This window comes from Nocardioides flavus (ex Wang et al. 2016), assembly GCF_014653115.1.
Classification (GTDB): Bacteria; Actinomycetota; Actinomycetes; order Propionibacteriales; family Nocardioidaceae; genus Nocardioides; species Nocardioides flavus.
Window position 1 is genome coordinate 74973 of the sequence record NZ_BNAD01000008.1, and the last position, 12937, is coordinate 87909.

The 12937-nt window shown below is 69.3% G+C and carries 15 protein-coding genes; 1 reads left to right on the forward strand and 14 read right to left on the reverse strand.

Translation table 11 applies throughout. The features are described 5' to 3' along the window. Positions 1–27: 27 nt before the first annotated feature. From nadE to IE200_RS14000, 11 genes are all read right to left on the reverse strand, one after another. The gene (nadE, locus tag IE200_RS13950) at positions 28–1017 is read right to left on the reverse strand and encodes an NAD(+) synthase (protein WP_191280096.1); all 990 of its coding nucleotides are present in this window, start codon (positions 1015–1017) and stop codon (positions 28–30) included. Continuing rightward, positions 1008–3008, reverse strand: coding sequence for an asparagine synthase (glutamine-hydrolyzing) (gene asnB, locus IE200_RS13955; RefSeq protein WP_191280097.1), 2001 nt, complete (start codon positions 3006–3008; stop codon positions 1008–1010). Before asnB ends, nadE begins: the two co-directional genes overlap by 10 nt. Then, complete coding sequence (locus IE200_RS13960) at positions 3008–3217, reverse strand: hypothetical protein (RefSeq protein WP_191280098.1); 210 nt, start codon at positions 3215–3217, stop codon at positions 3008–3010. The genes asnB and IE200_RS13960 overlap by 1 nt, the downstream gene beginning before the upstream one ends. Before the next feature lie 2 nt (positions 3218–3219). Then, positions 3220–4236 (reverse strand): phosphoenolpyruvate carboxykinase (ATP), encoded by a 1017-nt coding sequence (locus IE200_RS13965; RefSeq protein ID WP_191280099.1) that lies wholly within the window; start codon positions 4234–4236, stop codon positions 3220–3222. After that, complete coding sequence (locus tag IE200_RS13970; RefSeq protein WP_191280100.1) at positions 4233–4628, reverse strand: lasso peptide biosynthesis B2 protein; 396 nt, start codon at positions 4626–4628, stop codon at positions 4233–4235. Before IE200_RS13970 ends, IE200_RS13965 begins: the two co-directional genes overlap by 4 nt. 41 nt (positions 4629–4669) lie before the next feature. Further along, on the reverse strand, positions 4670–5905 hold the full coding sequence (locus tag IE200_RS13975; RefSeq protein WP_191280101.1) for an asparagine synthase-related protein: 1236 nt from the start codon (positions 5903–5905) through the stop codon (positions 4670–4672). Between the two features lie 190 nt (positions 5906–6095). Next, the gene (locus tag IE200_RS13980; protein WP_229856543.1) at positions 6096–6395 is read right to left on the reverse strand and encodes a PqqD family protein; all 300 of its coding nucleotides are present in this window, start codon (positions 6393–6395) and stop codon (positions 6096–6098) included. Continuing rightward, positions 6395–6556 carry a hypothetical protein gene (locus tag IE200_RS13985; protein ID WP_191280102.1) on the reverse strand — a complete coding sequence of 54 codons (162 nt, stop codon included), beginning with the start codon at positions 6554–6556 and terminating at the stop codon, positions 6395–6397. Before IE200_RS13985 ends, IE200_RS13980 begins: the two co-directional genes overlap by 1 nt. A 108-nt stretch (positions 6557–6664) precedes the next feature. After that, the gene (locus tag IE200_RS13990; protein WP_191280103.1) at positions 6665–7051 is read right to left on the reverse strand and encodes a holo-ACP synthase; all 387 of its coding nucleotides are present in this window, start codon (positions 7049–7051) and stop codon (positions 6665–6667) included. Positions 7052–7096: 45 nt separating this feature from the next. Next, positions 7097–7930 carry a hypothetical protein gene (locus IE200_RS13995; RefSeq protein WP_191280104.1) on the reverse strand — a complete coding sequence of 278 codons (834 nt, stop codon included), beginning with the start codon at positions 7928–7930 and terminating at the stop codon, positions 7097–7099. After that, complete coding sequence (locus IE200_RS14000) at positions 7923–9440, reverse strand: class I adenylate-forming enzyme family protein (protein ID WP_229856544.1); 1518 nt, start codon at positions 9438–9440, stop codon at positions 7923–7925. Before IE200_RS14000 ends, IE200_RS13995 begins: the two co-directional genes overlap by 8 nt. Before the next feature lie 133 nt (positions 9441–9573). Here IE200_RS14000 and IE200_RS14005 point away from each other — a divergent pair, with 133 nt between their 5' ends. Next, a complete protein-coding gene (locus IE200_RS14005) occupies positions 9574–9867 on the forward strand; it encodes an acyl carrier protein (protein ID WP_229856546.1) in 294 nt (97 codons plus the stop codon). Positions 9868–9887: 20 nt separating this feature from the next. Here IE200_RS14005 and IE200_RS21120 read toward each other — a convergent pair whose 3' ends face one another. From IE200_RS21120 to IE200_RS14020, 3 genes are all read right to left on the reverse strand, one after another. Next, on the reverse strand, positions 9888–10499 hold the full coding sequence (locus IE200_RS21120; RefSeq protein WP_191280106.1) for a CatB-related O-acetyltransferase: 612 nt from the start codon (positions 10497–10499) through the stop codon (positions 9888–9890). Between the two features lie 94 nt (positions 10500–10593). After that, the gene (locus IE200_RS14015) at positions 10594–11481 is read right to left on the reverse strand and encodes a glycosyltransferase (RefSeq protein WP_191280107.1); all 888 of its coding nucleotides are present in this window, start codon (positions 11479–11481) and stop codon (positions 10594–10596) included. Then, positions 11478–12866, reverse strand: a complete 1389-nt coding sequence (locus IE200_RS14020; RefSeq protein WP_229856547.1) for an O-antigen ligase family protein — start codon at positions 12864–12866, stop codon at positions 11478–11480. The genes IE200_RS14015 and IE200_RS14020 overlap by 4 nt, the downstream gene beginning before the upstream one ends. Positions 12867–12937: the final 71 nt, after the last annotated feature.

Consider the following 12937-nt stretch of genomic DNA (forward strand, 5'->3'; position numbering starts at 1 on the left):
GAGGCACGACCCCTCGGGCCGACACGGTCACGGGTGCCCGACCTCGCGCACCTCCTCCACCAGCGCGGGCGACGCATGGAGGTAGGCCGTCGTGCGACGCTTCTGCTCGATGTCGCGATAGACACGCTGGACCTGCTCGACACTCAAGCCCGTGGCCTCGGCGACCTCCTCGGTGGGCACACCGTTGTTGAGGGCGTAGAGGCAGAGGTCCATGCGCGGGTACGGCAGGGAGAAGTAGAACTCCTCCTGCGACTGGGGCAGCGAGTAGGTGTCCGTCGTCGACGGGCGGTCCTGGATCTCCTGCGGCACGCCGAGGTGCGCCGCCAGGGCGTAGACCTGGGTCTTGTAGAGGTGGGCGATCGGCTTCACGTCGGCGGAACCGTCGCCCAGCTTCACGAAGAAGCCCTGGTCGTACTCGAGCCGGTTGGGCGTGCCGGCGACGACGTAGTTGAGGCGGTCGGCGTGGAAGTACTCCAGCATCTTGCGGGTGCGCTGCTTGAAGTTCGTGGCCGCCACGATCTCCAGGTAGGCCTCGGCTGTCAGGCGGTGCATGGTCTGGGTGCCGTCCGGCGCCTGCACGACCACGGAGTAGAGCCGCAGCGAATCAGAGTCGACGACGCTCGGCAGGACGATCTTCGACTTGTGGTCTGGCCCGTAGTCAGGCACGACCCGGCGAATCGCGTCGTCGCGTCGTCTGTAGCACCCGGCCGCCTCGAGGATGGGTGAGATGTCCTCGTGGACCGAGTCGATGCCGAGTGCGTCGGTGAGGCCGGTGCTGAGCCCCAGCGTCTCGTCCGCGGACTCCGACTCGGGCATGTGCAGTCCGAACACCCGCTCGGGTCCGAGCGCGCGTACGCACAGTGCCGCGACCACGCTGGAGTCGATGCCTCCCGACACCGCGACGACCGCGCCCTTGCGCTTGTTGCGGCGCAGGTAGTCCCGCAGCATCTGCGTGACGCGGCCAACCTCCGCCTCTGCGTCGATGGCCAGGGCCTCGGGTCCGAACGCTAGCGCCATGCTGTGCTCCTCTGTGAGTCCACCAGGTCGAATACGGCTGTGGGATGGGGCGGGCGAGCCAGCACGCGAGCGTGCCCGTGGCCCATGAACTGTTCGTGCAGCAGCTGGACCGACAGCACCGCGGACACACGCATGCTGTCGGTGTGGGAGAGCGCCCTGCCGCGGGACCGACGCGCCTTCTCCAGCAGCGACCGGACCACCACCGGTTTGAAGACCCCGGCGGCGTCCACGGCCTCGGGCGACGTCACGTCCGCGACCCAGTCGGGGGCGTCGACACCCACGAAGCCCGAGGCGTCCGGCGCTCGGTAGGGCTGCTTGGGGCGCGCGACGATCTCGGGAGGGAGGAGGTCGCGGAACGCTCGCTTGAGCAAGTGCTTCTCATCGAGGCCGAGGATCTTCTGGCGCGCCGGCAGCCGCCCGGCGAGCTCAATGACATCGGCGTCGAGGAACGGGAACCGCCCCTCGACCGAGTTGGCCATGAGCATCCGGTCACCCTGCGAGGCGAGGATGTAACCGGGCAGCAGCGTGCTCATCTCGAGCCACTGGGCGCGTGACAGCCCGTCCCACCCGGATGCCTCCGCCGGCATCCGGCCGACGAGGTCGGCCGCGGCATCGCTCACGCCCTCGCTCCACCCTCCGGCCAGCATCGCCTTGAGGGACGACGTGCTGTCCCACCGGGGCCGGTGCGAGAGCGCGAGATCGGCCGGGTCGAGGTTGCGACCGAAGAACCCGCGGGCGAACGCCGGCGCCTGGTTGGGATTGCGTCCCAACCACGGGTAGAGCAGCTCGATCGCGCGGGCCCGCTGCGGTGCCCCGGGGTCACGCGCCCAGAACTCGCGCACCCTGGCCTCGCGGAAGATGTCATAGCCCGCCAGCACCTCGTCGGAACCCTCGCCGGTCACGACCACCTTGTAGCCGGAGTCGCGCACGAGGCGCGACAGCAGGAACATCGGGGCCGGCGCCGTGCGCAGGAGGGGCGTCTCGGCGTGGCGAACGACCTCTGGGAACACCTCGCCGATGTCGCGGTGGGACACCACCACGTCCCTGTGGCTCGTGCCGAGCCGCCGAGCCATCGTCGCCTGGTGCTCTCCCTCGTCGTACTCGGCGTCGGCGAAACGGAGGGAGAAGGTGTGGAGGTCGGCGTCGGTGAACTCGCGGATGATGCCGGCCGTCACCGCCGAGTCGATGCCGCCCGAGAGATAGGCCCCGACGGGGAAGTCGCTGCGCTCGAAGCGCAGCCGCGTCGCGTGGATGAGACGCTCCCGCAACTGCCCGGCGTGGGCGTCGAGGTCGTCCGAGGACCCGCCACCCCGCTCCGGGAAGGTGGGCTGCCAGAAGGTCTGCGGCTCACCGACGACGCCGTCGCGGCACACGACGTAGGTTCCGGGACGGACCTGTGAGACGCCGGCGAAGACGGTGCGGGGGGCGACGGCCGACCAGAAGGTGAACACCTGGTCGAGGCCCAGCGGGTCGAGTCCGCGGACCACCTGCGGATCGGCGAACAACGCCTTGACCTCGGAGGCGAACACCAGCCGATCCCCCGCCGACGCGTGGTAGAGCGGACGGACGCCGAGCCGGTCGCGGCAGAGCACGAGCTCGGAGGTCCGCCTGTCCCAGATCGCGAGCGCCCACTGGCCGTTGAAGCGCTCGAAGCAGCCGGGTCCCCACTCCTCCCACGCGTGCACGATGACCTCGGTGTCGCTGTGGGTGCGGAAGTCGTGACCGCGGTCCGCGAGCTGGGCGCGGAGCTCGACGTAGTTGAAGATCTCGCCGTTGAAGGTGACCCACACGTCCTCGCGCTCGCCGCACATCGGCTGCACGCCGAGGCCCGGATCGATGATCGCGAGCCGCGTGTGGCCGAGGGCCACGGACTCGTCGCGGTAGTAGCCGCTGCCATCCGGGCCGCGGTGGCTCAGCGCCGTCATCATGCGCAGCAGCAGGTCGGTGTCGGGCAGGTCGGACTGCGACTGGATCCCCGCGATGCCGCACATCAGGCGTCACCCAGCAGGCGGCGTACGGTTCGCTCGCGCGCGGCAGGCGGCACGAGGTGCTCGGCGTCGAGCTGGTCGGCAGGAACGGTCACGCCGAGCGCCAGCTCGAGGTGGACCGCGAGGGCGAGCGCCGCGAGCTCCGGGTCGCCGGGCTCGACCGGCACCTCGGCGAGCTCGACGAGCACCCGGTCGATGGCTGACGCGTCCACGCTCAGCATCGTGCACCCAAGTCGCGGTCGATGTCCTCGGTTTGGGAGCGGGGGGCGAGAACGCCGTCGAGCTCGGCGAGGAGCCTGGCGGCGAGGTCGGGCTCGAACGGCGGCCCCCACGGGACGTCGGCGACGAGGACGGGTACGCGCTCGGCGAGGTCGCTCGTCTGGAGGAGCTGGCCGGCGAGCACGTCATGGTCACGGATGCCGGGGATCCGCGGAAGACCCAGCAGGCACAGCGTGGCCGCGGCCGGAGCCACCCGTGTGAGTGTCAGCATCGTGCTGTCACGGCGGGGCCGCGGGACGAGCAGTGCCGTCACCGGCAGGTCGTCCGCCGTGGCGGCCGGGACGGTCAAGGCGCGGCGCTGGTCGGCGGTGTCCCGGTGCGAGCCGCCCTCGGCGAAGTCCTCGACCAGGCCGGAGGCGGCCTGGCGCAACCGCAGCTCGGTGGCGCCCAGGGCACAACGGTGGACACCCGTCGCGTCCCGGGTCACCCCCAGGACGTCGTCGGTGACGAGCAGGCCGCCGTCGCGGCACATGAGGGTCGCCATCGTGGACTTGCCCATGCCCGACGCCCCGACGAACCCGAGAGCCCGCCCGCCCACGTCGACGGCGCTGGCGTGCAGCACCAGCTCGCCGCGCAGGATGAGCAGCCAGGACAGGACGGTCCCGCCGACGAGGACCCCTGCCATTGCGTCCGGGACCCCGTCGACCATGTTCACCGTGATGCGATCGAGGGTCGCGGGGATGACGACGTCGCAGGTCCCCTCGAAGCGGAGCAGGTGGCTGCCGTCATCACGGCGTACGAAGCGTGCCGTCAGGTCTCCTGCCGTCGTCCACTGCGCCATCACCTCGCCCTCGGGCACCTCCTGCGTGGCAGGGATGGTCTCCCCCAGCCGGACGGTCACGTCATGCCTGGTCGCCGACAGCGGGCGACGGGCGTGGAGGTCGATGTCGGAGATGACGTCGAGACCGTAGATGCGGCACGCGAAGCCGGCCCCTCCACCAGTGCCCGTCACGACCGAGCACTCTCGACAGGCGCGAAGTCGGCGGCGCCGGGGTCAATGCTGAGCCCGCCGATCTCGATCCATGCGTGGGCCTTGACCACTCCGTCGTGCTTGGCGACACCGATCCGCAGGACGGGGTCGAGGTCCCGGACCAGGAACCCCCCGACCAGGGCCATGCGCAGGCAGCTGTCGCCGAAGGGCCAGTACTTCAGTGCCCGGCGGGCTGCGGCGAGCCGACGCCGCGCGCGACGCGGCACGATGACGGGAGCGGCGATGTCGGGCTCGCGAGGGCCGACCGTGTCGAGAGGGACTCCGAGCAGCCGCGACAGACGCGGCAGCCGTACCGTGTGAAGACCGATCTCGACGACCGCACTGACGACCAGCGCGATTGCGGTCCTTGCCACGTCGGTCGCTCCCACCCCGTGGACGGCGAATCCATCCCCGCTCACCACGACGGCTCCTCTCGGTGTTGCACGGTGGCGAGCCACGCCGCGTGGAGCGGTGGGGTCGAGATCGCCGAAGGAAAGTCCGAGAGCCACTCCGCTCGGAGCACGTCGACGTCGACCAGGTCGGGAGCGAGCCCCGATCCGTCCCAGCTCTCGGCGAATGCGCGGGTCTCGGCGCCGATGAAGGCGCGGTTGAAGTAGGCCTTCGTCCGCCTCGCGATGACGACATCCGGCAGTAGGTCGCCGACGAGTGCACGCATCGCCTCGGTGCGCGAGGCGTAGCCCCAGGTGCCGGCGCTGCGGGCGAGCGCTCCCACGAACCGAAGGTCGAGCAAGGGTTCGTGCATCACGAGCCCGTGCTCGGCAGCGAGGACCGCGTAGTTGTGGGAGGCCACCGCTGCGGCTCGCCGCGTGAGCAGCCACTCCAGCGATCGCGGAGCGCCGAGCGGCTCGGCGGCGATGTCCGCAGCCAGCAGCCGGTGGTGCCGCTCCCGAGCGGCGGGGCGCAGCCACGGCTGCATGTTGCTGCTCTCGAGGTGCGCCCGAGCGCGACGGCTGCGGTAGGAGCGAGGGGCTGCCGCGGAGCCGGCGGCGCGCAGGTCGTGCGCACGCAACGCGCGTGCGGGGCGTCGCCAGAGCCGGCTCACCTGGGCGCCACGACGTCGGCCGAGCACCTCGTCGCCTCCCTCGCCGGTGACGATCGAGCCGGCACGTCCGAGCTGTGAGAGCACCGCGGGCTTCGCGTGCAGCGCGACGGGCCACAGCAGGCCTCGAGCCCGCAACGAGTCCTGCGCGGCAGACCCGAGCAGGTCGTTGCCTGCAGGGAACGACAGCCGCACCCAGTCACGAAGGCCCAGGTGCGCCATCACGAGATGCTGCCACTCGGACTCGTCGGACTCCGGCACGCCGGGGTAGAGCTCCGTGAACGGAACGGGGTCGGGCAGGCCATCTCGACGGGCGACCTGCGTGGCGACAGCCAGGAGCGCGGAGGAGTCGCGGCCGCCGGAGAAGGCAACGAAGCACGGCGGCTGCTCGAGTGCAGCCAGGACGAGGGCCTCCAGCGCCGCGCGTGGCGATTCGACGCGACGCGGGTCCAGCGCCTGCACGGAGGTCAGCCCGTGCACCCAGCTCGTGGCGACCTCGAAGGGCGAGGGACGGCAGTAGTCGACGACTGACGGTCGGTCGACCGTGTCGGACGGTCGTGGGCGGTCAGCCGTGCTCAGGTCATCCCACACGGTCGTGCTTGCTCGTGGCGATGGCGCCGAGCGTCCGGTCGACGACACACGCCGCCTCGTGCAGTTTCATCTTCTCGCAGCCCCCCTCTCTCCGGATGCGGTAGCTCAGACGCAGGCGCACGCTCGTCGCTGACCAGTACCCGACGAGATGCGTCCCTGCACTGCGCGACGGACCAGCCTGCTGTCGAGCTCAGCCTCCGTCGTCCATGCGCGTGTGGATCAACAGCCCCTGCTCGGCGAGCGCAGCGACGAACGAGCTCGCGTCTGCGTCTGCCTGAGCCGTGCTGATCCCGAACTCGCGGACCAGGCTCGACACGAGCGACGGATGGTCCTGCGACTCCGTGAGCAGCCGCAGCAGGAACGTGCCCGTGCTGTTGGCTGCGAGGTAGGTCGAGCCGGCAAGATCCAGGAGGACCGCCTCACCGTCGATCTCTCGCATCACGAGGTCGCGGTCGCGCAACCGCACGGTCGACGGACCGTCGACCATCATCAGGATCCAAATCCCGGGCCCGTGTAGTCGTCTCCGCCGAAGAGCGGTCCGAAGACAGGGACCCAGGCCAGGTTGTCGCTGCCGGGGTGAAAGGCCTGCCCCTGGGTCATGCCGACGACGGTGCCGATGACGTGCAATTCAGGTGCCTCGTAGTGACGCATCAACAACCCCCAGAATCCGGACCAGTGAGAGTCTCACCGTAGGTCCCGGGTCGACCGCTCGGAGCGCGCCCGAAACCGACGTCACCGATTCTGATGACGGGGTGCCGATCAGTCCGGCCCGGTCTCGGCGATGACGGTCGCCACGACCCGTCCGCCGGTGCGGCAGGTCGAGACGTGGAGCCAGGCGAGACCCACGGCGGCCGCTGCCACGCCCATCTCGCCGTGCAGGACGACGCGCCAGGCCGCCTCCCTCTCGAGCACCTCGATGTCGCGCCACCTCACCTCGTGTGCGAAGCGAGCTCCCAGCGCCTTGTAGGACGCCTCCTTGACGGCGAAGCGAGTCGCGGCCGCTGTCGCCGGCTGGTCGTGCGCCAGGCACTCCCGGACCTCCGCCTCGGTGTACCAGTGTGCCCAGAGGCCACCCGGTCCACGACGGACGAGCCTGTCGAACCGGCGGGTGTCCGCAACGTCCATGCCGACGCCGATGACGCTCACCGACGAGGACCGTGGGGCGCGATCGCCTCGGATGTCATCGTCGGCTCAGGCGAGAGCGTCAGCCAGGACGGCGATGAATGCGGAGGCCGCGACCTGAGCCCCTCGCGCGTTGAGGTGCCCGGGGTCCTTCGCATAGTCGTCACTCAGGGAGTAGTACGTCTCGCCGCGACTCGAGAACGCGACGCGCTCGCCGCTCGGGTCAGTCGACTGCACCGCCGCTATGTCGAACAGGCGCCCGGGCTCGTCGAACTCCGCTCGTACGAGAGAGTTGAAGCGCTGACGGAGCACGTTGTGCTCCGGTCCGTACCGGTCGCCTCTGCCGAACAGCGCCTTGAGCTTGCCCTTCGGTCCCCGTTCGGTCGTGAGGGGGGCAGTAGCCGCGACGAACGCCGTCGCCGGGTAGTCGCGCGCCAACGCAGCGAGGGTGTCGCGATAGGCCGTGAAGATCTCGTCGACGTCCGCCTCACCAGCCCGCAGGTCCACGTAGCAGAGCTTCAGGACCGCGGCGTCGACCTGCTCCGCCATCCCCTCACGCATGATGCGGTCGAAGTTCGCGATCTTCTCCAGCGGACGGCCGTTCTCCCCGATCTCGACGTGCACGATGGCCTCAGCCTCTGGCGCTTCGCGAGACTCCACGATCGACGGGGCATCGACCCCAGCTCGCTCGTACACCTCAGGGAGCCCGTCGAGCACGTTGAAACCGACGGACCTGTGGCCGAAGAAGACCCGGCTACCTGCCACGGCCTGGAGGTCCGCCGTCGTGGCATCGGGCGCCTCGAACGGCTCACCGTCCACCCGATCGGCCCACACGACTGCGCCCAGCCCGACCGTGGCGAGCATCCCCAGCGCAGCAACGACGGCGACAACTGCCTTAACCATGACGTCCTCCTGTCTGGACGAGCTCTGCGCCGTCGGTCGGCGCCTCCCCATCCGAGCGCGCCCAGGCGCGAAGCTCGGTCTTGACCACCTTGCCGTTCTGGTTGAGTGGCAGGTGGTCGATGATCCGGACCTCGTGCGGGACGAGGTGCTTGGCGAGGCGGGTCCGCAGGTGCGCCTCGATCTCGTCGACGCCCACCGTGGCCCCGGGCCGCAGGGCGGCGAAGAGCACCACAGCCTCGCCTGCGTCGGGGTCGGGGCGACCCACCGCAGCCGCCTGCGCCACGGCGCCGAGCTCGAGAGCGACGTCCTCGACCTCGTGGCTCGAGACCCGATAGCCCCAGGACTTGATGAAGTCGTCGCGGCGGTCGACCACGTGGAGGAAGCCGTCCTCGTCCATGCGGCCGAAGTCTCCCGTCAGCAGCTCCCCGTCGACGTACTTCTCGGCGGTGCCGGTCGGGTCATCCCAGTAGCCCAGGGTGACGTTTGCGCCGCGTGCGCGGATCTCTCCGACCGTCCCGGGGGCGACGTCGCGGCCCTGCTCGTCGGCGATGCGGAGCGACACTCCCGGGATCGCCCGGCCGACCGAACCCGCCTTGGCGGCGAGCATCTCGGGCGGGAGGTACGCCAGCCGCGCCGTGGCCTCGGTCTGGCCGTACATTAGGAACAGCCGGGCGTGCGGCTGGGCCGCCACGACCCTGTCCACCTGCGCGCTTGGCAGCCGCCCACCGGCCTGCTGCAGGTGACGCAGCGAAGGGAGGGCGCGGGACTCGAACGAGCTGGCTCGGAGGAGCAGCTGGTAGGACGACGGCACGCCGGCGAAGCCGGTGCAGCGATCCGCCTCGATCGCCTCGACGATGGTCTCGGGGAAGGCCTGGGTCTCGCAGATCCGCAGGCTGGCCCCGACGGCGAGGTGCGTGTGCAGCAAGGACGCACCGAAGCAGTAGGAGAACGGCAGGACCACGAGCATCCGGTCGTCACGCCTCAGATCGAGGTACTCGACGATCGAGGCCGTGTTGGCGAGCACGTTGTCATGGCCGACCCTGACCGCTCGTGGACGGCTGGTGGTGCCCGACGTGAACACCAGCACGGCCGACTCTGCCGGCGGACGCGCGTCGGGAAGGGGTCGCTCCGCATCCGTTGCCAACAGCTCGCGCATGGCCGAGCTCGTCGCTGTGCGCTCCACAGACCCCGTCACCGTGGCGAACCGTCGCGTCAACCGCTCGTCGATCAACAGGGCCGCGCAGCCGGCGTGCGCCATCTTGCTGCGGATGTCGTCGGAGGTCAGCACGGGCGCGAGCGGTACGGCCGTGTGGCCGGCGCGCATGACGGCCAAGTAGCTTGCGACCCAGAAGATCGAGTTGGCCCCGAGGAGGGCTACCCGCGAGCCCGCAGGGAGGTCCCAGTAGAGCAGCAGCTTCGTCTGGTGGCCCACCGCGCGACGCAGGTCCCGGTAGGTGTGGCGGCCCGTCGCATCGATGATGGCGACGTCGTCCGGGCGCCCCTCGCACAACAAGGCATCACTCGCATTGCCGTTCGGCCGATCCATCCGTCCCCCTGTACAGCGCCGCACTCCGGGCGTCATCCTTACGCGGGAGCGTAGGTCGCCGATCGTCGGCAGTCATCGCTGAAATGGGGGTTGCGGAATGCACGAGAACCGCGAGCATGGCGTTGTGAACCAAGGTGTGATGGATCAGGTACGAGACTTCATCGTGACGAACTTCCTGTTCGGGGACGACTCGAGACTGCCCGGGGCGAACGACTCGCTCCTGGAGTCCGGGTTGGTGGACTCCACGGGCGTCCTCGAGATCGTGGACTTCCTCGAGACCGACATGCAGGTCGCGGTGGCGGATGACGAGACGCTGCCGAGCAACCTCGACAGCATCGAGAACCTGACCTCGTTCATCACGCGCAAACGCTCAGCCACCGCGATGGGCTGAGGCCTCGGCTCCTCGAGATCTCAGTCGGTGACGTCGTAGGCGTCGATGAACTCCTGGATGTCGTCGGACATCATGAGGTCGAGGGCCGCCACGATCTTGTCCTCGTCCCAGTCCCACCACCTGATCCTGAGAAGCGCCTCGATCTGCTCCGGCCGGAAGCGGAAGCCGGAGACCCTCGCAGGATTGCCCGCGACGATCGCGTAGGGCGGCACGTTCTGCCGTACGACGCTGCCCGCGCCGATCACGGCGCCGTCCCCGACCGTGACGCCCGAGAGGATCATCGCTCTGTGCCCGATCCACACGTCGTTGCCGATGGTCAGGTCGCCTCGGGCGACGGCGCTGTTGGAGTGCGCGGAGCCGTACACCTCGTCGAAGGGTGGGTAGCTGCCAAAACGATAGGTGGAGACGAAGTCCGTCCGGTGCTCGCCTCCCAGGAACACCTCGGTGCCGAACGCGAACGAGCAGAACTGGCCGACCGTGAGCATGCAGCCCGCTTGACGGTTCGCGATGGTGAGGTGCCCCCAGGAGTACCTGCCGATCTGGAACCCAGCGAGGTCGGGCCGCTCGTCGAGGCGGCGGGCGGTCGGCACGAGCAGCTTGCGCTTCATCTGCCCGAGCTTGCGTCGAACCATCGCATCGATTCTCACGAGCCCGCTCCCCCATCAGGTGACTACTGCTGCGTCGTCCGGCGCCATCCTAGCGGTGCCCGTCGGCCCCCAACGTCGATCAGTGTCGCGCTGGTCGCCTCGTTCGCAGGGCCAACCGCGTCATGTGCCAGGCAGCCGCGTACCGGTTGAAGAACTCTCCCATCACGTAGGCCACCCGGGCAGTCGGTGTGACGAGCTCCGGGGCCCGCGCGCGACCGAAGGCGCCGATCGGCGGCGCAAGAGCTCGTGGCGCGGGCCAGGGAGCGACCTCGGGACCGCCGTCGAGCTTGTCGCGCTCGAACCGCCCCGTGATCACCCTCTCGAGCTTCTTGCTGAGGGCCGCGTACGACTCCCTAGCGGGGTGGTGGACCACGGACGTCGGGCAGTAGACGGTGCGCATGCCGAGGGCCGTCGCCCGCTGCGACCACTCGATGTCGGCCCCGGAGTAGAGCTCGGGTCGGAACGGCCCAGCAGCGTCGAACGCTGCTCGAGTCGTACACATGTTTGCCGTGACGGACGCGCCGCCGCGGCTGACGTAGGTCTCCTGCGGAAAGGCACGCACCAGCTCGTAGGCTTCGACGGGATGGGGACGGCGGCAGTCGCGGGCGTACACGCTGACGTGGCCCGCGACCACGTCCGCTCCGGCCGCGATCGCCTTCACTGCCTCCTCCAACCATGTCGCAGTCGGCAGGCAGTCGGCATCAGTGAAAGCCAGGACCTCGCTGCTGCTGGCGAGGACCGCCGCGTTGCGTGCGGCATAGGAGCCTCCAGACGGTTCCCACACGCACCGGACATTGCCCTCAGCCGGCTCAACCACGGGTGGGTTGCTCCCGTTGTCGGCTATCAGCACCTCGACGAGCTCTGACGGGTAGGTCTGCTGCTGAATCGCCGCCAGGCAGGTCGACAGCCGCGAGTCGTCACGCACCGGGATGATCACCGAGACGCGGGTCGGATGCTCGATGGTCACGTCGCCCGCCCGCCCTGCTCCACGGTGCTCGACACACTGCGACCTACCGGCGACGCTTCGTTCCACCCGTCCTTGATCCGTCGCCGGGCGTCCGCGAAGAGAGGCGCGGCTACGTGACGATCTTCAGGCGCACGAACCTGCATCTCTCGCGCGACACTCACACCGTCGAGTCGCCACAACGCGCCCACAGCCCCGATCAGAAAGCTCATCACGCCGACCCACGTGGCGAAGGAGAACGCGTCGAAGGTCCCGGCTGACATCACGGCAGCCGGCATGGTCACGGCAAGCGCTTGCCCCAAGTGTCGCGTCTCCTCGTCCTGACCTCGCAACCTGATGCTCCGAGCCATCAGATACGGCACGACGAAGAAGCCCGCGAGGATCAGAACACCCACGACCCCGCCCGCAAGCAGCGTCATGAACCATTGGTTGTCCAGCAGGATGTACTCCTCGGGGGTCACCATCCCGGCCCCGCGGCCAAGCCACGGGCGTTCTTGCCAGAGGCTCAACACGTAACCCGTCCGTTCGATCCTGTCTGTCACGCTGGTGTCGTTCTCAGCGTTCGCGAACAACGCCCGAATGGTGCCCAGCACACCCGGGTTGACTGCCCTGAACGCCACGATCGCGACAAGGGCCACCACGAACGCGTTGTAGCGCAAACGCCACGGCCACACGACTGCGAGCAGGAGGAACGTGAGGGCCACGGTCAGCGTGGCTGACCGGGAGATGGACAACGGGATCCCGAAGGCGACCAGCGCCACCATCGCCCAGGACCAGACCCTCGAGCGACCTGGCGGCGTGAAGAACGCGTAGTGCAGCGCCACAGGAAGCACGAGGGCAAGCACGACGCCGAACTCGATGTAGTGGGTGGCAGTGCCGGCGACCCGCGCGAAGTCCTCGGACCCTCGAACAGAGATGCCGATCAGCGATGAATTGAGTTGCAGACCCGGGAGGGTGATCCTCTGGGAGAGATCCACGATGCGCAGGAACTGCAGGACTCCCACGACCGACATGGTGGCGGCAAGGAACACCATGAACCGCAGGAGCTGATCCAGCACGATCCGTGACCTGACTCCGTCTGCGACCGCCAGCATGACGCCAGCAATCGATGTGACGAAGATCAGCCAGCGTGTCGCCGAGCTCGCCTCCGCTGGGGAAGGCAATCGGTCGAAGCCGACGACGTAGCCCAGGAGCTGCGCACTCACGAAGATCCCGACGACCCATCTGATCGGCTGGTGACCGCTCGGGAGCTGGCCCTGCCGCGCTGCCGAGACCGCCCACAGGAATGCCAGGAGACAGCCGATCGCGGCGGACGGACGACCTGCGGCACCCATTCCGCTGATCACCAGCCGGGCTGGGATGAGGAACTGCAGTGCCAAGAAGGCCACGAGGAGAGTGGCGGTACTCAGCAGTGCGCGCCTTCTCAGCACGATGGGGAGCCATTCCTCGGCCGCTCGAA